This window comes from Flavobacterium sp. 22659 (genome assembly GCF_052044235.1).
GTDB classification, from domain to species: Bacteria; Bacteroidota; Bacteroidia; order Flavobacteriales; family Flavobacteriaceae; genus Flavobacterium; species Flavobacterium johnsoniae.
This window is the reverse complement of sequence record NZ_JBQEMU010000025.1, coordinates 73,722-95,098: the sequence shown is the minus strand read 5'-3', so window position 1 is coordinate 95,098 and position 21,377 is coordinate 73,722. Positions and strand designations below refer to the sequence as shown.

Here is a 21,377-nt window from a genome sequence, read left to right as displayed (position 1 = left end):
TAGACTGCACCCAAAAGTTTAGACAAATTAATAATTAAGTTTTATAATAATGAGCTCGATATTGTATCGGGCTCATTCCTTTTAGATTAAGTTTAATCCTGTCATTATTATAATAATTTATATACTCGATAATCTCTTGTTTCAATTGATTAATGGAAGTGTATTTTTTTAGATAAAACAACTCTGATTTTAATATTCCAAAGAAGTTTTCAATTATCGCATTATCAAGACAATTGCCTTTTCTGGACATGCTTTGCATAATTCCTTTTTTCTTTAATAAATGCTGATATTGTATCATTTGATACTGCCATCCTTGGTCAGAATGCAGAGTCAGATTAGTATTATCGGGTATTTTTTTAAATGCTTTTTCAAGCATATTTAAAACTTGATTAAACACTGGTCTTTGCGATAATTCATAGCTAATTATCTCTCCATTAAACAGATCGATTATCGGCGATAAGTACAATTTATTGCCAGAAACATTAAATTCAGTCACATCGGTTGCCCATTTTTGATTAGGTATATCAGCCTTAAAATTGCGCTGCAGTAGATTAGGGGCTATTTTTCCCTGCTCTCCTTTATACGATCTGTACTTCTTGATTCTGATTAGACTTTTTAATCCTAAAAATTTCATTAATCGAAGCACTGTTTTGTGATTAATTAAAATCCCCTCTTTTTTGAGTAATAGAGTAATACGTCTATATCCTAACCTGCCCTTATGATAATTGTAAATCTGTTTAATTAAATCTTTTATCTCTTGATATTTATCGATTACCTGACCTTTCTTTTCATAGTAATAATACGTACTTCTAACCATGTTCATACAATTTAGCAAAAGATCTAAATCATACTTATGCCTTAATTCCATTATGGTTTGAGCTTTTTGTTTTGATTGGCTTGCTCGGCTTGAACTAAGGCGTTGAACTTTTTTAGAATTTCGTTCTCAGCGCGCAGGTACTCTAACTCCTTTAAGAGTTCCTCTTCCCTGGTTAAAGGTTTGTCTGTTTTTCGTTGCTTTCTCTTAAAATTCATAACTGCTGGTCTGCCACGTGATTTAAGTTCTAAGCCTGCCAAATCATCTTTTGCATATTTTCTTTGCCAGCTAATTATGGTTGACTGCGCTGGAATTTTGAAAATCAAGCAGGCTTCATCCAAAGATAAAGACTTATTTTCAATGGTTTGTATTACTTTTAATTTAAAGTCTGCAGTATAAACTTTATTTTTCTGCCTTGGTAAAAGACCTTCAATTCCAAATTCATTATAGCGGCTAATCCAGCATGTAAGGTTGCTTTCAGCTATCTTGTTTGCTCTAGCTGTGCCTTTAACCGAGTTATGCCTTTTCATAACTTCTTCTACACAACGAAGTTTAAATTCACAATTGTACTTGACTTTTCTTTCCATAAAAATGCCCCCAAATAGTGTCTAACTTTTTGGGGGCAGTTCAAAAGCTCCCTTTTTTATTTAATCATATTGTTCTAAAAAATATTTAATAACATCAGTAGTCGTTACAATTCCTTTTAGTTCATCATTATCTACAACTGGTAAGGCATGAAATTCTTCTTTCGAAAAAATTTCGGCTAAATCTCGAATAATAGCATCAGAAGAAACAGTTTTTGGTTTTGCCGTCATAACCTGCGGAATCGTCAGCATTTGTAAAATAGCTTCATCGCTTCCTTCCTGACCATCGAATAAAGCGCCAAAAGTAAGACGGTTAATATCAGTGCGGCTTATAATGCCCACCACTTTTTTCCCGTTTACTACAGGAAGGTGCCTGATAGAGTTCGATTTTAGTTTTTCTACTACTTTTGTTAAATCGTCATTTTGATTTACAGTCACCACGGTTTTAGTCATGATGTGACTAATTGGTTCTCTTTTTTTCATAATAGATCAGTTTTATATTTACATCAAATATGTAAAACAATACCTATAAATCATATGATCTTTATCATCGTTTAAATGAAATAAAAAGGAGATATAAAAGATAAATTTTTAGAATAATCCTTTAGTTAATTGAAATTGCAGCGAATGAATTTAAAAATAGTATTTTTGCACTATGGAAACAAATAGACAGAAAAAAATAGGCAGCGTAATTCAGAAAGATCTGGTTGATATTCTGCAAGGTGAAGTGAGAAAAAACGGAGTTAGCAATTTGGTAATTTCAGTATCCAAAGTTAGTGTAACCTCAGATTTATCTGTGGCAACAGTATATTTAAGCATTTTTCCACAAGAAAAAGCAAAAGAAACTTTAGAAGGAATAAAATCAAATACCACTTTAATAAAACATGATTTATCACAGCGAGTTCGTTTGCAATTACGCCGCGTGCCAAATTTAGTTTTCTTTATCGATGACTCTCTGGATTATATCGAGAAAATTGACAATGCATTAGCAGGAAAAGAAAACCCAATAGAAAACCGTGATCTTTTAGACAAAAGAAGAAAATCATAAATTGAATTTCCCATTTTACATAGCCAAACGTTATATTTTTAGCCGAAGTAAAAACAACGCTATTAATATCATTAATTACATTGCCAGCATGGGAATCATTGTTGGAACAATGGCTTTGTTTGTGGTTTTATCTGTTTTTAGCGGATTAAAAGTTTTTAGTCTTTCGTTCACAAACGAGATCGATCCAGATTTAAAAATGACCAGTACGTTAGGAAAATCATTTTTTATTTCGGCTCAGCAGGAACAAGATCTAAAAAAAATAAATGGTGTAGCCTCTTATACCAAAATTATTGAAGAACGTGTTTTGTTTATATTCAAGGATAAACAGCACGTTACCTATTTAAAAGGTGTTGACAGCCTTTATCCTGTTGTAAACGATATTAAAAGAAAACTCTTTAATGGGCAGTGGCTAAAACCAGATTCCTATCAGGTAGTTATTGGCTACGGAATTGCACAGGATTTTTCGATGGGAATTCTCGATTTTGAAAACCCGCTGCAAATCTTTGCTCCAAAACCCGGAAAAGGTGCAATCGAAAATCCCGAAGAAGCTTTTAATAAAACAGATGTTCTGCCAGTTGGAATTTACTCAATAAGCGAAGATTTAGACTCTAAATATGTTTTTGCAGATTTAGGTTTAACACAGGAATTATTGATGTACAAACCCAATCAGATTTCAGGAATCGAATTTCATCTCAAAGAAAATGCAGATGAAAATGCTGTAAAAGCACAGCTTGAAAAGATTTTCAATAATAAAATTACTTTAAAAAACAGAGCACAGTTAAATGAGTCTTTGTACAAAATGCTCAATACCGAAAATATTGCCGTTTATTTAATTTTTACTCTTGTAATTATTGTGGCACTTTTTAACCTGATTGGAGCTTTGATTATGATGATTTTAGATAAAAAAGGAAATCTTAAAACCCTTTTTAATCTTGGAACAGAAATCAACAATCTGCGAAAAATATTCCTGCTTCAGGGAACACTGTTGAGTATTTTTGGAGGTATTATTGGTCTGGCTTTAGGAATTATTTTAGTGATTCTGCAGCAGCAATATGAGTTAATTATGATCACGCCAACTTTAGCTTATCCGGTAGTTTTTACACTGGAAAATGTTTTGATCGTAATGGCAACCATTGTTTCTCTTGGATTTATTGCTTCGTTAATTGCAAGCAGCCGTGTAAGTAAAAAATTACTGGATTAATTTCTTCTTTAAAAATATTACTTATATTTACCGCCTTGAAAATCTACAGCATATGATTGTTTCTGCCTAATCCTAATTTTATTTTTTTAGAATAATTAGGATACTTACGTTTTACTTTTTTAGTTCAGATTTATACATCTGGGCAAATTTTATCATTTATCCTAACATATCATGACAGAAACAACTATAAAGGAAAGTTTCATTTCCAAAATTTTTACCACTTTAAAACAAGCTTTAAAAGGCGACGAATCATTTGATTATACTTCCGGAAGTATTAAAAAAGCCGTAATTCTATTAGCCATTCCAATGGTTTTAGAAATGATGATGGAATCGGTATTTGCTTTAGTCGATTTGTATTTCGTTGGTCATTTAAAACACAGCAGTTTTGCCATTCAAACAGTAGGTCTTACAGAATCCGTCTTGACCATTATATATTCTCTAGCAATAGGGATGAGTATGGCAGCAACCGCAGTTGTAGCACGCCGAATTGGAGAAAAAGATCCAATTGCCGCCGCAAAAGCCGGAATGCAGGCCATAATTATAGCCTTTGCAGTTAACAGTTTATTGAGCATTTTCGGGATTATTTATGCTAAAGATATCCTGATTGTAATGGGGTCTTCAATAGAATCAGCTGAACATGGTTACCGATTTACTCAAATTATGATTGGTTCTAGTTTATGCATTATGCTTTTATTCCTGATTAACGGAATTTTTCGTGGTGCCGGAAATGCAGCAATTGCAATGAAAAGTCTTTGGATTGCCAACATTTGTAATATTATTTTATGCCCAATTTTAATTAATGGTTTAGGACCAGTTCCGGCTTTTGGTTTAATAGGAGCAGCTATTGCGACAACTTTAGGAAGAAGTATTGGAGTTTTATATCAAGTATATCATTTGTTTTTTGGTAACGGAGTTTTAAAAATTAAAATCGCTTATTTCGCTCCTGACTTTAAACAAATCAAAGCCTTAGTAAAAATTGCTGCTCCTGGAATTTTACAATTTGTAATCGCATCCTGCAGCTGGATTTTCCTGGCACAATTAGTTGCTACAACAGGAGGAGATCATGGTTCTGCCGGATATCAGACAGCGTTGAGAATTATGATGTTTTTCATACTTCCTGCTTGGGGATTAAGTAACGCCGCTGCTACTTTAGTGGGGCAGAATTTAGGAGCAAAACAAATTGAACGCGCCGAAAAATCGGTTTATACTACCGCAAGATATAATGTAATTTTCATGGCTTCGATTATGGTTATTACTTTAGTTTTTGGCCAATATATTATTTCGTTTTTTACGAATGATGAAATGGTAAAAACAGTTGCGATTGAAGCTTTACAAATTATGAGTATCGGATTTATCTTTTACGGAATAGGAATGGTTTTAATCAATACTTTCAACGGAGCAGGAGATACCTGGACACCAACCGGAATTAACTTTTTTGGATTTTGGCTGTTTCAAATTCCGCTTGCTTTTGTGTTAGCCAAACATTTTAATATGGGACCAACCGGAGTTTTTATTGCTATTCCTGTTGCTGAAACCGCAATAACTCTCGCCGGAATTTTTTTCTATAAAAGAGGAAAATGGAAACGAGTTCAGGTATAATCTAAAAAAAAGACCTTCATATTGAAGGTCTTTTTTATTTTTTAAACAAATTCATAGCCTGCATAAACCTGTTCAATTTCTTTCATGATAGCAAATAAATTTTCAGGTTCATCAGTTGTAACTAATTTTTGTTTGAATTCTTTAAACGAATGGATTCCTTTAAAATAGTTGGTATAATGACGACGCATTTCTACAATTCCTAAACGCTCGCCTTTCCATTCCATAGACCATTTTAAATGATTTCTGGCAGCTTCAACACGATCAATAACCGTTGGAGCAGGTAAATGTTCACCAGTTTTAAAATAGTGTTTGATTTCGTTAAAAATCCACGGATAACCAATCGCAGCACGACCAATCATGATACCGTCAATTCCGTATTCGTTTTTATATTGTAATGCTTTTTCAGGACTGTCGATATAACCGTTTCCGAAAATTGGCATTGTAATTCTTGGGTTGTTTTTCACACGTGCAATATGCGACCAGTCTGAGTGGCCTTTGTACATTTGCGCACGTGTTCTGGCGTGAATTGTTAAAGCCTGAACACCAATATCCTGAAGTCTTTCTGCAACTTCATCAATATTAATAGAGCTTTCATCCCAGCCCAAACGAGTTTTTACTGTAACCGGTAAATCAGTTCCTTTAATAACCGCTTTGGTTAAACGAACCATTAAATCTACATCTTTCAAAACTCCGGCTCCGGCACCACGGCAGACTACTTTTTTTACAGGACATCCAAAATTGATATCCACTAAATCCGGTTTTACAGTCGAAACGATTTTAGATGACATTTCCATTGCTTCTTCATCGCCGCCAAAAATCTGAATTCCAACAGGACGTTCGTAATCAAAAATATCCAGCTTCATACGGCTTTTTATAGCGTCACGAATTAATCCTTCCGATGAAATAAATTCAGAGTACATCATGTCAGCGCCATGCGTTTTGCATAATCTGCGAAACGGCGGATCGCTCACATCTTCCATCGGTGCGAGTAGTAAAGGAAATTCGGGTAATTCTATGTTGCCAATCTTGACCATCTTCATTATTTTTTGCAAAATTACAACATTTAGTTCAATTTGTACCAAATTGAGGTTCAAAGGTTCAGAGCAGCAAAGCTTCAAAGGTTTTTTAAGTAGATATTAGGTCATTTCGACGAATGAGAAATCGGACCTGTATTCCCAGTTAGAGAATCGCCAATCTTTGTAGAGTTTCGAGTGTGATTTCTCCCTGCGGTCGAAATGACATACAGAACCTGGTTAGGTTAGATTAAGAAACCTTTGTCCCTATGTACCTCAGAACCTTTGTACCTTATACTACGTTCTATAATCAAAAAATCGAATAGGTTTTCGGCTCATTGGGTTAAAAACTAACGGATTTAAGGTTTCTTTTGAAGCGAATTCTATTTTCGGAGTAACTCTTAACTTGGCTCTAAAGTGATCTTTAATTTCCTGTAAAAATTCTGGAGACTGATTTTTTACAGCAATTTTTATTACGATTTCATCAGTGCCTAAATCATTGGTTGAAATTTCGATAATATGATTTTCGATATTGTCGAAGCCGCTCAAAACATCATTCATTGCAGGCGGATAAAGCGTTGTTCCTTTATATTTTATCATTTGCTTTTTACGGCCTACAACCGGGCCGACACGTAATGTGTTTCTTCCGCAGGCACATGGTTCGTTATGAAGCTGTACAATATCGCCGGTTTTAAAACGCAGTAAAGGCATTGCTTCGATTCCTAAAGTTGTAAAAGTAAGCTCGCCCGTTTCGCCGTTTTTTACAGGTAAATTATTTTCGTCCAAAACTTCAACAATAATCAGTTCCGGATGATGATGCCCGCCGTTTTCGTGTTCACATTCTGTAAAAGCCGTACTCATTTCAGTCGAAGCATAAGTCGAAAACAACTTAATATTCCATTTATCTGTGATTTTTTTAGATAAAGTATTCATTGCAAAATCCTGCTCTCGCAATGATTCGCCAATGCAGACTGCACCTTTTATACTTGAATTATTATAATCAATTCCGTGAATTTCCGCATATTCAATTAATTTCAATAAAAAAGAAGGAACTGTAATTAAATACGTTGGATTGTATTTTAAAATCGAATCCCACTGCATTTCCGGAATTCCGGCACCAACACGAATAACGCCTACTTTCAATTTTCTCAATCCCAGAAAATAAGCCAGTCCGGCCATAAACTTTCTGTCAATTGTAGTCATCAACTGCACTACATCGCCTTCTGCAATTCCTGCGCAGGCAAACGAAATCGCTTCGTTGTAAGCCAATCGGTCTAAATCAGAATCCGTTAAACCAAAAGTAACAGGATCGCCCAAAGTTCCCGAAGTAGAGGCGTAGTCGATAATTTTATTTTGCGGAACACACAAAAAATCGTCGTTGTACTGTTGTAAATCTTCTTTTGTTGTAACAGGCAGAAACTGTAAATCTTCAAGCGTTTTAATTTTTGAAACATCAATATTCTGTCCCGCAAAAAGTCTTTTATAAAAAGGAGAATTCTCGCTGATGTAAGCTAAAAGTTCGGCTAATTTTTTTTCCTGAAAAATTTTAATGTCTTCTAAAGAATCTTTTTCTATTGCTGGAATCATTGTAACTTTCTTTTGATTTTTTTTAAATATTTTTCAATTTGTTCTTTTTCAGGCAGAGTGGTAATTTCTTTGGTCAAAGCTTTTTCAAAATTAAGCTTTGCCTGACCGAATTCTTTTATTTGGTAAAAGTACAATCCTGCTTTATAATACACAACCCAATAATCAGGGTTTAATGATTGATAATTATGAAGAAATTCTGGCGAAATCTTTTCTTTCTTTTCAAGGAGAGAGTCTATTTTATGATTTTCAATTCTAAAATTTTGATAATCACGATAAGCCGTTGTTTCTAAAAAAGGATCTTTTGCAATATTTAAATTTTCTTTTTGAAAAGAAACCACAGAATCATTTTTTCTGTTGCCAAAAATTGAATTTAAATCATAACACACAAATTCGCCTAATTGATACGGATTTGCCGAAACCCAGACTAATTTTTCTTTTGGTTTAAAGATAATTCCGTGATGTGCCATTAACTGATTCAGAGCTTTTTCTGAACCATAACCCAATTCGATATCTTTTAAACCGTTTTTATTTCGAAGAATTTTTGATGCAATTTCAGGATTCACTTTTGGGTTTTGCGACAAAAGTTCCTGCATTCTTTCAAAACGGTATTCAGAATGGCTGTTTAAAATCTGTTCCTTATTTCGTTTGTCGGCTGCAAAAGCTTCACCCTGAAAATGGTTCGAACAAATTAATTGATCGCTGTTTGGAACATCGTAAACGTCCATTTTTGTTGGAGAAACCTCAATCAAAATAGCTTTGTTATCATTGGCACTTCCCACCATAATAGATTCAGAAACAAATACTTTTCTTTTTTTTGCAATGGCAACGGCTTCGTCAATATTCTTGGCGTGTTGTAAAATTTCGCGTGTCAAAATTGAAATTGGTGTTTTGGCAATCAGCGGAATTTTAGATTTCGAAGCGTTAATCGTTACCGTTAAACCTTCCTGATTCATTCCCGAAACCGCGCCCACCATTCCCGGCCAGGTAACCATCATAAACGGATAACCCTCTTTTGGATTTATAAAAGCAGCAATTTTATTTTCCGCGAAAGCGTCATTTACATAAAAATCAAAATTGCGTCCCAGAATTAAACTGCCGTCTTCTGATTTTTCATTCCACGCCGCAAAAGAAGAACAGCCAACTAAAGCCAGATCTTGTAAAGCGTGTCCAATATCGTGCGCACCGTGCAGATATAAACCTCTTTGATATTTTGGTGCTATAGTATTAAATTCATCCGATGTATATTCAGAAACGCCGTAAATTTCGGTTTGATATTCTTCGGGAACATTCAAATATAATTTTCGGTTGTACCATCTTAGAAACTGGCGAAGCAGTTTTTGCTGAAAACTTGACGGAATAAAATCGTTTATTTTAGAGAAGAAAATCTGCTGTTGTTTTTTTAAAAGAGAATCTGTTAAAGCTCCGGTGTTTAAACCAATTTCCAGCGGATCGCCTTCGGCGTATAATTCCCAAAGACCTTGTTTGTTTTTTAAAAGAGAATTTTTTCCGGAAACAAAAACCGAATCTGATTTTTTTACGACAATTGGTTTTTGAGAATTGTAACCTGAAAGATCAGGTTTATGACGCATTGATTTTGATGTACCGCAAGAAACGAACAGTTGCAAAAAACCGATAAATAAGAAAAATAAAATTCGGTTTTTCATGACCCTCTATTCAGATTCCGTATTAATTTTAGTTAAGAGATATTCTTTCCCAACAATTTCAGAGCATGTATTTACGGCTCCAATGGTAACACCCAGAACCCCGTGCATGTTAGTACTTTGGCCCGTAAGATACAGATTTTCCAGCTTAGTTTTTACCGGAATCATCGTTTTCATCGGATTATTAGAATCTTTAACATATCCGTACATATTTCCATTATGTCCGCCAATATAATCACGATAGGATAATGGAGTAGAAGTGTGAATTGATTTTATGCAATCTCTAATTCCCGGAAATTTGATTTCGATTTCTTCCAGAAATTTAGCAGCTTTTCGGTTTTTGAAATCTTCATAACTTTCCCCGCGGTCATTTTCTTCGGCAGTTGTGTTAAAAGTATCGGCCCAGGGTTCGACATCTTTGTATTTCATGTACGTTAAAAAAGTCATTCCTTCTGCCCAGATTTCTTCTTTTTTAGAAGCATTCATGGATGCCATATAACTTTTTGGCCACGAACTTTCATCATATTCCTGAGCCGTCCAGACATCATCATTTTTTTTGAAATGATAAAAATTATGATTGATGTATTTAAAACTTTCCGGTTTAAAAACGATATACAAACTAAAAGCCGAAATGACATCTTCGAGATCCTGAATTCGGTTAAAAAAAGCTTTTCTAAAGTTTTCTGAACCCGCCATTTTTAAAGTTGTTTTAGGTTCAATATTCGAAATAAAAATCGAACCCGAAACTTGTGTTCCGTCTTTTAAATCTACAGAAACGACTTTGTTTTCTTCAACATTAAAACGGGTAACTTCTTTGTACTTATAGAATTCTCCGCCGTATTTTTTGAGTTGTTTTAAAAGCTGTTTCGTAATCTGGCTGCCGCCGTTTATGCAGCGCCACGAACTTTGAATATAGGAATTAACAGAAAGTGCATGAACATAAAAAGGCGATTTATCCGGAATTCCTGCGTACAGAAAATTAGATCCGGCAAGCACCGCTTTTAGTTTTTCATTTTCGGTAAATGCATCAATAGTTTCTTTTGCATTAAGCTCCAGAATTTCAGGATCGTATTTTCCTTCCCAGTTTAAATTGTACAGCGGAAAAGCATCGCAGACTGTTTTTAATTTTTCGCAGTAGTTGTAGAGATTTTCTTTTTCCTCCGGAAAGAAAACAGCAAGCTGATTCACGAAATTTTCATAACCCTGTGCATGCGGATATTCGTTTGGATCGTTTTCAAAAGAAATCATATCGAAGCGGTCTTCATCTAATTTTTTTAAATTAAGATGATCGATAATGCCGAGATATTTGAAATATTGATAGAGATTTTGTCCTTTTTCTAAACCTCCGATATAGTGAATCCCAGTATCAAAAATAGTTTTATCGCGAACAAAAGTCTGGAGATTTCCTCCATATTGATTGTTTTTTTCGAGTACACAAACGCTGTAGCCTTCCTTAGCCAAAATGATAGACGAAACCAAGCCGCCTAAACCACTGCCAACAATTACTACATCGTATTGCTTTTTCATTTACTTTTTGTTTAAAACAATTATTCCGTTTTCTTCTGAAATAATCTCAAAACCAGAATTAAGCAGCTGTTTTTTTAAACCGGAACAATTTACTAAAATAACAGATGAAATATTTGCAAAGGCTTTTTCAATTGCAGCAGCATAACTTTCATCAGAAATTAAAAGTACTTCGTGCTGATTTTCAAATGCAGATTCTAATTGATCTACATAAAATATTTTTCTCTTTTTGAGGAAATAATTTGTTTTGGCAACCGATAATTTTTCTTCGTCATTAATAAAAGAAACTATTTTTCGCTGCGGTTCCTGAAGTGTCAATAAAACATCTAATTGCCCGTAATCACTGCTAAGATGTAAAATTTTAGCCTTTGGATTCAGGTGTTTATTTAAGTTGTAATAGATTTCTAAATTCTGTTTCAGATCTTTTTTTACACTGTCGCCAATTTCAATTTCTTTGTAATCGTAACTATTGACCACCATTTTTTTGAAATAATCCGGACCTTCAAGTTCTTGTCTTATCCTGCGGTATTCTGCTTTAAAGAAAGTACTTATTTGTTTCGTTCTTTCGGCATAATTATTTCCAAAAGAAAGATTATCAGGTGCAATTCTTTCTAAAATCGAAACGGTAAGAGCGCTTTTGTGAATTACAAAATCGCCTTTTGGAATGGCCTCTGACGCGCCGTGAATAACAACAGGAATAATATCCAGATTGAATTCTTCGGCTAAAAAGAAAGCGCCTTTATGGAATCTTTTAATAACATTGTTTTCTGAACGTGTGCCTTCCGGAAAAACCATTAAAGAATAGCCTTCGTCTACTTTTTTGCGTAAATGTTCTACACCGCCTTCTAAACCTTCAGAAACGGGATAAAATCCTGCTTTTCTAACAATACCGCCAAAAATAGGAGAGTTGTAAACCCAGTCGCTTACCAAAAAGATAATTTTTGGACTCAGCATTCCCATTGCTAAAATATCAACAAAAGAAGAATGATTGGCAATGATGACAGCTGGTTTTTCGAAAGTTTCGTTATAATTATTAATGACTTTTTTGCGAATAAACGGATTCGAATACAATACTGATTTCATTAATTTTGAAACCACATATCTAAATCCTTTCATTTTTGTTTTGGCGCTCAGCGGTATAATCGGCATAAGCGTAAAACTGAAAACCGACATAACGAAACCGCCTAAACCATAATAGGTAAACGAAATTACACCATGAATAAACGTGCGGAGTTTAAATGGCGGATTTCCTTTTTTAGGACGATTCGATAAAAAGACTTTAAAGAGGATCGGGTAAAAAATAAAGGTGATAATTAACGCGGCAAAAACTCCAATTAAGGAAACAGATGAAATAGATCGCAATGCCGGATGTTTGGCAAAAATCATGGCGCCAATTCCTAAAATGGTAGTAATTACTGCCAGAATAATTGAAGTTCTGTAAATCGCGATTTCATTTTTTCCGTTGGTATATTCCTTTTGCAATGCGCTTGTCATGAAGATGCTGAAATCAACTCCGTGACCAAAAATTAAAGTACAGACAATCATGCTGAAAATATTCATTTGAATGCCAAAAATGCCCATAATTCCTGCCGTTACAATTCCAGTTAAAGCAATAGGAATACAGCTGATGATAACCAATTCGATCCTTCTGAAAAAGAAAAACAGAATTAAAATTACGGCAACAAAAGAATAATTTACAAGCGAATTAAAATCGGTTTTCAGAGTACTGAAAAAAGTTTCATTCATCTGCTGGCGGTCGATTGCAATAATATTTTCTTTGGCGGAAGCCGATTTTACAAAATGATCACGCTGTTCCGGCGTAACTTTTACTAAAGTAGAAATCGTATAAAAACCATTTTTTTCGGTTACAAATTCTTTCAGCTGCAATGCCTGAACTTTTAAATAATCTTCAGTCGAAATAGGTTTAAAATCAAAATCTAAATGATCAAAAAATAAAGAATACGTGCTGGGCTTAAATCCTAGTTTTGAACCTTCGGCAATTAATCCGGCTTTTAAAATTTGTTTTTTATCTGAACTCCAGAATGAATTCCATTTCTGTATTTTTTGCTCTTGTTCTTTCTGCGAAAGCACAATACCGCCAACTGAACTGAAATTCAAGATTTTGTTTTGTTGTTTTTCTTTTGATAAATCGTTAAAAAGCCTGCTGTTGTTTTGAAGCACTTCTTCCATGCTTTTTCCATACGACGCCACATAAATGGTTTTAGAAGTTAAGCTGGTGCTTTCTTCCAATTGCTTTTCAGCCGCTTTAATATCTTTTGGAACAAAATTTAACTGCGACAAATCGTTGTTGAAACCTACATCATTATAAGTAAAACAGCAGATAATGGTAATGATAACGCAAAACCCAATTAAGAATTTATTATTGTGAAATGAAAAATGAGCCAGTTTATCGATTGCATTTTTCTTGTGTTCGAAATTGTTTTCTTTTGGTTTGTATAAATGCGGAACAATCAAAAGCGAAAAAATTCCGGTTGCCATGACAATAACAGCAGCGAAAATTCCGAGATCGTTCAACGCATCCGATTTTACAAAAAGCAGACATAAAAATGCAACGGCAGTAGTAGAACTGCTCATAATTACCGGCATTGTAATGTCTTTGTACAACGTTTTGATGTCGCTGTTGTGTTTGTAATGCGTAAGAATGTGAAGCGAATAATCGATCGTGATTCCTAATAAGATAGAACCAATTCCGAGTGAAATAGCAGAGATTTGTTCTTTAACGAAATATAAAAATGCTACGGCAAATAAAGCCCCAAAAACCGTTGGAAGAAAAATAATTAACGGAATAAATATTTTTCGGTAAAACAAAATCAAAATCAGCATTAAGGTAAACATCGCGATTGAAGTTGTCAATACAATATCACTTTTGATTTGTTTTGCATTGGCTGCCGCAATTAAGGCTGAACCAAAATAGCTTACCGAAGTTTTACCTTTAAACTGGGTATTTAAATTTTCCTGAATCGATTTTAGCTTTTCGGCAAAAATGCTGTTTTTTTCGGTTTCACTCGATGAAATATCTGAAGTTATAAAAAGCAGTAATTTCTTTTTATCCTTTGTCATTACAAAACCATTGTCGAGCGTAAAATCGTCGCCAATATTTAATTGCTGTAATTTTTTTAATGCAATAAAAGAAATCCCAAGCGGATCCTGCAGAATAAAATCTTTTGTAATAAATCCGGATGGAGAAATAATCGATTTATAATTTCCCTGAACCGTTGCGGCAATACTGTCTTTTTGAAGTTTTTCCTGAATTAGGGCATAATCTTTATCATCCAGAAAAAGAGGCAGATTGTTGTAGACAAAATCAATAGTTTCCTGAATATTTTCTTCGTCAATTTTTCCCTGAATTCCTGAAATGTATGGTTTGCAGGATTTAGAAACGCTGTCTGAAAAAACAGAAGCCATTTCTTTTAAATCTTCCGCAGAGCCGTTTTTTTCGAGTTTAAAAATTACGGTGGTTTTATCGGCAAAGTTTAATTGTTTTAAAACTTTTGCAGTTGCGTCGGCTTTGTCGTTTGTTGGAATAAGTTTGGTAATGTCTTCTTCAAACTTAATCTGCGAAGCGAAAAAGCCAAATACCAAAAGCATCAAAACAGCCAGAAAAACCGAAAGTGATTTTCTTCGATTTACAAATAAATGAATGGCGTAGAAATATTGATGCATGGTTATTTATTATTGTTTTTTTGCCACAGATTAAAAGATTAGCTTTAGTTTGTCACCCTGAGCGAAGTCGAAGGGCGTTCCAATTGGATGTGGGCTTCGACTTCGCTCAGCCTGACAAACTGGATGTAAAAATCCTTTAATTAGTGGCAAAACCTTATTTACTATTCGTTTTATTTTTAGAACTAAAAGTGGTTAAAAGCAAATAACTTATTACTCCGGCTGATAGTGCTAAAACGGTTGCTAAAATAAGACTTCCAACGATATATTGAGCAGCATTTTTTTGAATATCGTCGAGTGTGGCCGAACTGTCTAAAATTAACGGCGCATCACTGGATACAAAAAGGCTTCCGGTTTTTAAAGAACCGTAAATTATAAGCGGTATAAAGGGAGGGAAACTAACATTTGACGACAAAAAAGCAATGACTTTATTGAGCCTGAATAAAGCAGCGAAAGTAAAAAGCAGGATGGTTTGAAATCCCCAAAAAGGCGAAATCCCGATAAAAATTCCCAAAGCAATCGCAGCCGATTTTTTGAAATTAGAATCATTGCTTTCTAAAATATCTTCAAGGAAGAATTTTTTAAAACCTTTTTTTTTTGCCCGCCTAAAAAAATCGCGAGGTTTGATATACAATAAAGCATTAGTTACCAAAACGGTATTTAAAATACTGATTCGGGTAAAATCTCTAAAAGGACGGAAATGCGAAACACGTTCAGCCGGATCGTACAAAATTTGAATTGGAATATTTTTTACAACAATTCCTTTCCAGGCAGAACGAACTATGACTTCGATTTCAAACTCAAATTTATTGGTGTAAAATCGTTTTGGAATTAATTTTAAGGGATATAATCTAAAACCTGATTGGGTATCTTCAAGAACAATTCCGGTTTCAAACTTGAACCAGAAATTCGAAAATTTGTTTCCAAAACTGCTTTTCTTAGGAACATTTTCCTGAGTCATGTTTCGGCTTCCAATTAAAAGCGAATTTGGTTCTTTTTGAATTTCTTCAATAAAAATGGGAATATCAGAAGCGAAATGCTGACCGTCAGAATCTATCGTAATGGCATATTCAAAATTTAATTCAATTGCTTTTCTAAAACCATTTCGCAGCGCTCTTCCTTTTCCTAAGTTTTTAGGATGGTGAATTTGAGTCAGCTGCGAATATTGTTTTAAAATCTCGCTGGTTTCGTCTGTAGAACCATCGTTTACGATAATGACATTTGAAGTGAAATCTAAAATAGAATCCAGTACTCTTTTTAATGTTTTCTGGTTATTGTAAGTTGGAACAATAACACAAAAAGAAGTTGAATCGAGCAATTCCTGCTTTGATATAATAGGTTTCATTGAGAATTTTTCATGAGCTTATTTTACAAACTGCTTCTCTTTTTCAGAGAAACTTTTAGATTGTAAAACAAAATCTTTTAGATATTCTTTTAAAGCACCACTCTGTGATGGATAATAAGTAGTGATAAATTTTTTATCTTCTTTAATATTTTTTTTATAACCCGTAATAGCCGGAACATCTTCCTGAATACTCAGTCTGATCATTCGCATTTCAATATTACTCGGATCACTTTTAATGGTTGCTTCAAGAAGTTTCGCGCCTTCTTTAAAGCGTGAAATTTTACTTCCCATTATACTTTCAAATTTAGAATCTACTAAGATTGAAGCGGCTTTGTAAGCCACTAAAATTTTCTCATCGTTGTTAGAAACGCTGGAAAGTTTTTCTGTAAATTCTTTAGCTTTAGCTTCTGATTTTGCAACATCAGGGTAGATTTTTCGGATAGAAGCCAAATCTGGTGTGTTGGCAAAATTTATCCATAGAAGTAGTGATACTAGTAATTTCATAATTATAATTTTTTATACGTATTGCTTAATTTAAGCGCTACGGTGTCGTTAAAATATGTGGTGTTTTTCACCTTTACCAAATCATCTTCTGTGGTTGTAATGTCAAGTTCTAAACGAAGTTCTGGATTCGTTTCCGGATTAATTAATGCCATGAATTTTACATTCGAAAGCGTTTGTATCATCAATGAACTCTGAGTGATAGACTCTGTAAGTTCTTTAATAATCTGAATCATGCAAACACCCGGCATAATTGGGTTTCCAGGAAAATGACCTTTAAAAACCTCATGATTGGCATTAACTAATATACGAATATTAAATTTAGTATCGCCAGTTTTTTCTTGTGAAAGTACTTTGTAAAAGTCTTTTAGAACCATAATTTTATTTTTTTATTTCGTATCAAAAGAGTACGAAACACCTATTTGAAAATTGATATTTGTATTATAATCACCAAATAAATAATGATTATTAGAATCGTTTGTATAATAATCGCTGTCCAGAATATCCAGAAAACCTTTTTTAAATCGAACATCAAAAGCAAGACCCGAAGGCATTCGATAACCAAGACCTAAGTTAAAAGCAAAGTCGTTATAATTTTTTCTTCGAACTAAATTGTCAGTTAAGCGAACATCTAAAGAGGGACCAAATAAAACCTGAAAACCCTGCCCGAATGTAAATTTGTTTATCATCGAAAGAGATAAATAATCCAGTCTTAAATCCTGATACGCCACTTTATTTGTTTCTGAAACAGGGTCATAATAATTTCGTGCAACATTATTAGATCCTTGTATGACGTAAGTTATTTCGGGCTGTAACGCATATTTTTTAGTTAGGTTTATTTCACCAAAACCGCCAAAATAAAAATCAGGCCTGTAATCGGCGTGCATTTCCGAAATTGTCGAAAGGCTTAAACCACCTCTTAAACCGGGTTTAAAAGTTACTTGGGCTTGTATGTTTACGATTGCAAAAAAAAGCAATATGGCAATCGCTGCTTTCTTTTTATACATTATTTTACTTTAAAAGTGTAGCTGATACCAATTTGAAAAACCTGATTTAATATAACATCATTATAGTAATAATTATCATCATTATTAATTCCGTCATAACCATAAATGTCTATCAATCCTTGTTTGATTCTGGCCTCAAATGTTAATCCGTTTGGCAGTGTATAACCAACACCTCCAACAATAGCAAGGTCAAAATTTTCAGGACTGCTGTTTATATAATTGTCATCAATTTTAAAATCTAAAGACGGACCGCCTAAAATGTGAAAACCTTTTCCACCAATATTAAATTTTGCAACCGCACCAACCGTTAAGTAGTTTAATTCATAATTTACATAACGATAATTATAGCCGTTTCCAAAATATTCTCTTCCTTCATCACCTTGTCTTGAATACGTTAACTCAGGCTGCAGCGAAAAATATTTGTTAAACTTAATATTTACCAATCCACCAATATAGAAATCTGTTTTAGATCTATTATCATCAATATTGGTTAATGTTGATACATTTAATCCTCCTCTTAAACCCGGACTAACTTTTACCTGGGCTTGCGATTTTACAAGACCGATAAATAAAACGAATGCAATTAAGGTTATTTTTTTCATTTTTTGATTAGTTTAATTTTATGGTTAGTTTAATATTCTACTCAGACTTGAAATAATTCAACTCAATTTTAAGCTTAATATTTTGATGGATAATCTGAATCTTCTCAGCAAAAATATTGTTTTCTGAATTGAAATACAGCGTAATTTTTTCTTTTGTTTTAGACGAGTGAACGATCTTCTCTAATTTCTGATCTTTTTTGGAGATAAAAATATAATTGTCTCGTTTACCGTCTGCCGATTTATAAATTTCTGCTGATTCGTTTTCAAACTGTTCCTGAATCAAATATTCTTTTTTTAGAAGAAGACGAAAATCTTCTTTTAAAGTATTAATCAATATTTTTCGGTCTAATTCTGAAACAATAGAATTGACTTTAAAGTCTGTTTCAGAGATTTCAAAATCCATTAATTTGTTTCCGAATTCGGTTGTAAAAACGATTCGGTGCGTGGTGTCGTTTATTTTTTTGGCAATAAAAATTCCTGATAATTCATTTCCGTAAACGCTTATGTTGGTTTTATAAACATAATCGGTTTTTGAATCTGAAAAATACGGAACCGCATAAGACGTTTTGTCTAATTTTTTTGGCGTATAGTTTTTTGTGACCGAGCCGCAAGAAACCAAAACAATTGCCAGAAAGCAATTAATTAGTAAAAACTGAATCGTCGATTTTTGCATTGATTACTTTATTTTTAAGTACAATTCTGGTATAATCTTCAGATGATTCTAATAATTTTACCTGAACCACAGTTGCTTCTTCCTTGTCAAAAGTCAGTTCAATTTGTTTGATGTATTTTTTCAAAGTAGCATCTTTCGGAATAAATTTAGCAAGGTTCTGACCTTTCAATTTAAAATACGAAATGGTAAATTCTTTGTCGTCAAACATATTACCGCTCACGCTTCCTACGATTAATTTATTGATTCGAGCAAAAATTTTACTGTCGCCCATATCAACTGCACTTTTCTTTCCTTCGTCGTTAATCAGGATTTTTCCATTTTTAAAAGTAATACTGTAATTGTATGGTTTTTTATACTGCCATTGCAAAAGCGAAGGTTCTTTAAAAACCATTTTTCCCGAAGTTTCAATATCTTTTGATAAAAAATCCAAATGTTTGTACTGAACAAAATCAGTACTTAAGGTTTTGATTTTTTTAGATACAACATTTACGTCTTCTTTAAATTGTGCTATTTCGGCAGCGGTCATTTTTTGTTCCTGAGCAAACAAACCGCCTGAAATAAATAGAATTAGTAGTGCTATTTTAGTTTTCATATTTTAAGATTGTGCTTTAATTTTTTTGCCGCAGATTAAATGATTTACACAGATTTAATAAAATCCGTTTTTATCCGCGTCTTCGCTTTAGCGAATCCGTTTCATCCGCGTTCAATTTCATAAGCATTAAGATTCAAAAGTTCTTCAATTGAAACGACCTGATAATTATTTTGCTGTAAAAATTGCAAAAACTGTTCCAAGACCAAAACAGAGTGCTCGCCTGTATCATGCAAAAGTACAATTCCGCCGGGAGAAACTCGTTTTGTAATTCGGTTTAAAATTAATTCCTGATTTTTGGTCCCGCCATCAAGAGAACGAATATTCCAGCCAATTGTTTTATGTCCGGTTAATTTTAAAGCTCTCCGAATAGAAGGCGTCGTAACTCCGTAAGGCGGACGAAAAAAGTTTATTTTTTTTGAAGTGAGTTTTTCCAGAAGTGCATCGGTTTTTTCGATTTCTTCTTGTATTTGTCCGGCATTGTAAAAATCAAAAAATTTGGAATGACTGTACGAATGATTTCCAACCAAATGACCTTGAGCAATAATTTGTTTTACGATTTCAGGATGCTTTTCAATATTTTTTCCAATGCAGAAAAAAGCCGCTTTGGCATTGTATTTTTTTAGAAGTTCTAAAACCTCTAAAGTAAATTCACTTGGGCCGTCATCAAAAGTCAGCGCAATTTTTTTCTCTTTTTCTAATGGATTATTACAGAACGCTTTTACATGATAATTAGACGAAATTCTCGAAGAACCAAAAGCGTTTATTCCAATCCAAAGAAAAATTACAGCCAAAAAACACCATACATGTATTGCGATATAAAGATTCAGAAGAAACAGTAAAAGCAATAAAAGGATAAAAAATATCGAGATGTTTTTATGCGTTATCATTTTGACAGTAACGTAAAACTATGATTTTTTCCGCTTAATTGGTTGTACAATAAAATGGTTTTGTAAGCCGGTTTTACAGCCTGATTTACTTTTATGATTTCAGGAACTTCCTGTGTTTTTAAAATTTTTGCAGCCATCCAAAAAGCAAAAGCCGAAGCAGTATCATATTCGCCGCTCAAATGTTTGTAATACAAAACAGGAGTTTGTGAGAATGCATTTTCGGCCAGATTTCTATAATAATTTTCGAAATCTGCATTTCCGTCAAAACCTAAAACCAAAGCATCAATATCTGAAATTTCTAAGTTATTAGATTTTAGAAAAGATTTGATTTCAGTTTCAACTTCATTTGCTTCCAGCGTATTTACAATAGCAACATCTAGAAGTTCAGCATAGGTATTGTCTTTTCTTTCATTTTCTAAAACAAAAAAACTGGCACCTTCACCATAAACGGCACCGCTTGTTTTAGAAGTTAACACGTCATAAGGAGACTGATTATCTGCTTTAATGCGTCCGTTTAATTTGAAAAGTGCTGTAGTATAATCACCGTTTTCATCAACACCGCCTACTAAAATTGAATTGGCTTCGTCTTCTTCGATCTGCATTTTAGCATCTAAAAGTGCCGATTCAAAAGAAACCGCACCGTTTACATACGTAAAATTATAACCTTTACATTGCTGTAAAAGTGCAATCTGCGCACCAACTGTATTATGAGTCGATTGAATGAAAGAAGTAGGAGTAAGGAACTCTTCTTTATTATCTAAAATACTTTTCAGGAATTTTTCAGAATCTTCGATGCAGCCTAAACCGGTTCCGGTAATAATGGCATCGACTTTTTCGACATTTGCATCTTTCATGGCTAAGGCCGAAGCTACAATTCCGTTTTTTACACCTTTTGCCATTCTTCGGCTTGCAGCCGGAGAAATATATTCTTTGTATGCCGGCGAAACAATTGCCAGTACATTTTCATCGTGATTAACATTGGCCTCTTCTAAAAAAACAGTATCAAATGTTTTTTGAGTCGAAATACAGCCTACTCCATTTATATATGTTTTTTTCAT

At 33.8% G+C, this 21,377-nt stretch carries 19 protein-coding genes; 3 read left to right on the top strand and 16 right to left on the bottom strand.

Features of this window, described 5'->3' with window-relative positions; translation table 11 throughout:
• Positions 1-34 precede the first annotated feature (34 nt).
• Both ACTJIW_RS20685 and ACTJIW_RS20680 read right to left on the bottom strand, forming a co-directional pair.
• Positions 35-1,401, bottom strand: a protein-coding gene (locus ACTJIW_RS20685; RefSeq protein ID WP_440718436.1) for an IS3 family transposase whose coding sequence is annotated in 2 segments (ribosomal slippage) — positions 35-933 and positions 933-1,401 — 1,368 coding nt in all. Because the reading frame shifts where the segments join, the coding sequence is not laid out codon by codon here.
• Positions 1,402-1,461: 60 nt separating this feature from the next.
• Positions 1,462-1,881: a CBS domain-containing protein gene (locus ACTJIW_RS20680; protein WP_012023153.1), complete on the bottom strand. Its 420-nt coding sequence runs from the start codon at positions 1,879-1,881 to the stop codon at positions 1,462-1,464.
• Positions 1,882-2,053: 172 nt separating this feature from the next.
• Here ACTJIW_RS20680 and rbfA point away from each other — a divergent pair, with 172 nt between their 5' ends.
• The 3 genes from rbfA to ACTJIW_RS20665 all read left to right on the top strand — a co-directional run bounded on the left by rbfA (position 2,054) and on the right by ACTJIW_RS20665 (position 5,246).
• On the top strand, positions 2,054-2,446 hold the full coding sequence (gene rbfA, locus ACTJIW_RS20675; protein ID WP_012023154.1) for a 30S ribosome-binding factor RbfA: 393 nt from the start codon (positions 2,054-2,056) through the stop codon (positions 2,444-2,446).
• A 1-nt stretch (position 2,447) separates the two neighbouring features.
• The gene (locus ACTJIW_RS20670; RefSeq protein ID WP_044047534.1) at positions 2,448-3,647 is read left to right on the top strand and encodes an ABC transporter permease; all 1,200 of its coding nucleotides are present in this window, start codon (positions 2,448-2,450) and stop codon (positions 3,645-3,647) included.
• Positions 3,648-3,818: 171 nt separating this feature from the next.
• Positions 3,819-5,246: an MATE family efflux transporter gene (locus ACTJIW_RS20665; RefSeq protein WP_073408283.1), complete on the top strand. Its 1,428-nt coding sequence runs from the start codon at positions 3,819-3,821 to the stop codon at positions 5,244-5,246.
• A 41-nt stretch (positions 5,247-5,287) separates the two neighbouring features.
• Here ACTJIW_RS20665 and dusB read toward each other — a convergent pair whose 3' ends face one another.
• The 14 genes from dusB to ACTJIW_RS20595 all read right to left on the bottom strand — a co-directional run bounded on the left by dusB (position 5,288) and on the right by ACTJIW_RS20595 (position 21,377).
• A complete protein-coding gene (dusB, locus tag ACTJIW_RS20660; RefSeq protein ID WP_440714768.1) occupies positions 5,288-6,280 on the bottom strand; it encodes a tRNA dihydrouridine synthase DusB in 993 nt (330 codons plus the stop codon).
• Between the two features lie 276 nt (positions 6,281-6,556).
• Complete coding sequence (locus ACTJIW_RS20655) at positions 6,557-7,846, bottom strand: phenylacetate--CoA ligase family protein (protein ID WP_440714767.1); 1,290 nt, start codon at positions 7,844-7,846, stop codon at positions 6,557-6,559.
• Positions 7,843-9,510: a C45 family autoproteolytic acyltransferase/hydolase gene (locus ACTJIW_RS20650; RefSeq protein WP_440714766.1), complete on the bottom strand. Its 1,668-nt coding sequence runs from the start codon at positions 9,508-9,510 to the stop codon at positions 7,843-7,845. The genes ACTJIW_RS20655 and ACTJIW_RS20650 overlap by 4 nt, the downstream gene beginning before the upstream one ends.
• A 6-nt stretch (positions 9,511-9,516) precedes the next feature.
• On the bottom strand, positions 9,517-11,034 hold the full coding sequence (locus ACTJIW_RS20645; protein WP_440714765.1) for a phytoene desaturase family protein: 1,518 nt from the start codon (positions 11,032-11,034) through the stop codon (positions 9,517-9,519).
• Entirely contained in the window at positions 11,035-14,715 is a 3,681-nt protein-coding gene (locus ACTJIW_RS20640) for a 1-acyl-sn-glycerol-3-phosphate acyltransferase (protein ID WP_440714764.1), read from the bottom strand. It abuts the gene before it with no gap.
• Positions 14,716-14,869: 154 nt separating this feature from the next.
• Entirely contained in the window at positions 14,870-16,057 is a 1,188-nt protein-coding gene (locus ACTJIW_RS20635; RefSeq protein ID WP_012023164.1) for a DUF2062 domain-containing protein, read from the bottom strand.
• A gap of 18 nt (positions 16,058-16,075) precedes the next feature.
• Positions 16,076-16,561 (bottom strand): hypothetical protein, encoded by a 486-nt coding sequence (locus tag ACTJIW_RS20630; RefSeq protein WP_440714763.1) that lies wholly within the window; start codon positions 16,559-16,561, stop codon positions 16,076-16,078.
• A 2-nt stretch (positions 16,562-16,563) separates the two neighbouring features.
• Complete coding sequence (locus tag ACTJIW_RS20625) at positions 16,564-16,935, bottom strand: 3-hydroxyacyl-ACP dehydratase (protein ID WP_012023166.1); 372 nt, start codon at positions 16,933-16,935, stop codon at positions 16,564-16,566.
• A 12-nt stretch (positions 16,936-16,947) separates the two neighbouring features.
• Positions 16,948-17,565: an outer membrane beta-barrel protein gene (locus ACTJIW_RS20620; protein WP_440714762.1), complete on the bottom strand. Its 618-nt coding sequence runs from the start codon at positions 17,563-17,565 to the stop codon at positions 16,948-16,950.
• On the bottom strand, positions 17,565-18,167 hold the full coding sequence (locus ACTJIW_RS20615; RefSeq protein WP_012023168.1) for a porin family protein: 603 nt from the start codon (positions 18,165-18,167) through the stop codon (positions 17,565-17,567). The genes ACTJIW_RS20620 and ACTJIW_RS20615 overlap by 1 nt, the downstream gene beginning before the upstream one ends.
• A gap of 37 nt (positions 18,168-18,204) precedes the next feature.
• A complete protein-coding gene (locus ACTJIW_RS20610; RefSeq protein ID WP_440714761.1) occupies positions 18,205-18,840 on the bottom strand; it encodes a hypothetical protein in 636 nt (211 codons plus the stop codon).
• Complete coding sequence (locus ACTJIW_RS20605; protein WP_012023170.1) at positions 18,806-19,432, bottom strand: outer membrane lipoprotein carrier protein LolA; 627 nt, start codon at positions 19,430-19,432, stop codon at positions 18,806-18,808. The genes ACTJIW_RS20610 and ACTJIW_RS20605 overlap by 35 nt, the downstream gene beginning before the upstream one ends.
• 101 nt (positions 19,433-19,533) lie before the next feature.
• Entirely contained in the window at positions 19,534-20,223 is a 690-nt protein-coding gene (locus tag ACTJIW_RS20600; RefSeq protein ID WP_440714760.1) for a polysaccharide deacetylase family protein, read from the bottom strand.
• 92 nt (positions 20,224-20,315) lie between these two features.
• Positions 20,316-21,377, bottom strand: a complete 1,062-nt coding sequence (locus ACTJIW_RS20595) for a beta-ketoacyl synthase N-terminal-like domain-containing protein (RefSeq protein WP_440714759.1) — start codon at positions 21,375-21,377, stop codon at positions 20,316-20,318.

Bases quoted from the DNA above. Each gene is read 5' to 3' on its own strand.
- ACTJIW_RS20680 (WP_012023153.1), bottom strand. From the start codon at position 1,881: ATGAAAAAAAGAGAACCAATTAGTCACATCATGACTAAAACCGTGGTG.
- rbfA (WP_012023154.1), top strand. From the start codon at position 2,054: ATGGAAACAAATAGACAGAAAAAAATAGGCAGCGTAATTCAGAAAGAT.
- ACTJIW_RS20665 (WP_073408283.1), top strand. From the start codon at position 3,819: ATGACAGAAACAACTATAAAGGAAAGTTTCATTTCCAAAATTTTTACC.
- dusB (WP_440714768.1), bottom strand. From the start codon at position 6,280: ATGGTCAAGATTGGCAACATAGAATTACCCGAATTTCCTTTACTACTC.
- ACTJIW_RS20655 (WP_440714767.1), bottom strand. From the start codon at position 7,846: ATGATTCCAGCAATAGAAAAAGATTCTTTAGAAGACATTAAAATTTTT.
- ACTJIW_RS20650 (WP_440714766.1), bottom strand. From the start codon at position 9,510: ATGAAAAACCGAATTTTATTTTTCTTATTTATCGGTTTTTTGCAACTG.
- ACTJIW_RS20645 (WP_440714765.1), bottom strand. From the start codon at position 11,034: ATGAAAAAGCAATACGATGTAGTAATTGTTGGCAGTGGTTTAGGCGGC.
- ACTJIW_RS20640 (WP_440714764.1), bottom strand. From the start codon at position 14,715: ATGCATCAATATTTCTACGCCATTCATTTATTTGTAAATCGAAGAAAA.
- ACTJIW_RS20635 (WP_012023164.1), bottom strand. From the start codon at position 16,057: ATGAAACCTATTATATCAAAGCAGGAATTGCTCGATTCAACTTCTTTT.
- ACTJIW_RS20630 (WP_440714763.1), bottom strand. From the start codon at position 16,561: ATGAAATTACTAGTATCACTACTTCTATGGATAAATTTTGCCAACACA.
- ACTJIW_RS20625 (WP_012023166.1), bottom strand. From the start codon at position 16,935: ATGGTTCTAAAAGACTTTTACAAAGTACTTTCACAAGAAAAAACTGGC.
- ACTJIW_RS20620 (WP_440714762.1), bottom strand. From the start codon at position 17,565: ATGTATAAAAAGAAAGCAGCGATTGCCATATTGCTTTTTTTTGCAATC.
- ACTJIW_RS20615 (WP_012023168.1), bottom strand. From the start codon at position 18,167: ATGAAAAAAATAACCTTAATTGCATTCGTTTTATTTATCGGTCTTGTA.
- ACTJIW_RS20610 (WP_440714761.1), bottom strand. From the start codon at position 18,840: ATGCAAAAATCGACGATTCAGTTTTTACTAATTAATTGCTTTCTGGCA.
- ACTJIW_RS20605 (WP_012023170.1), bottom strand. From the start codon at position 19,432: ATGAAAACTAAAATAGCACTACTAATTCTATTTATTTCAGGCGGTTTG.
- ACTJIW_RS20595 (WP_440714759.1), bottom strand. From the start codon at position 21,377: ATGAAAAAAACATATATAAATGGAGTAGGCTGTATTTCGACTCAAAAA.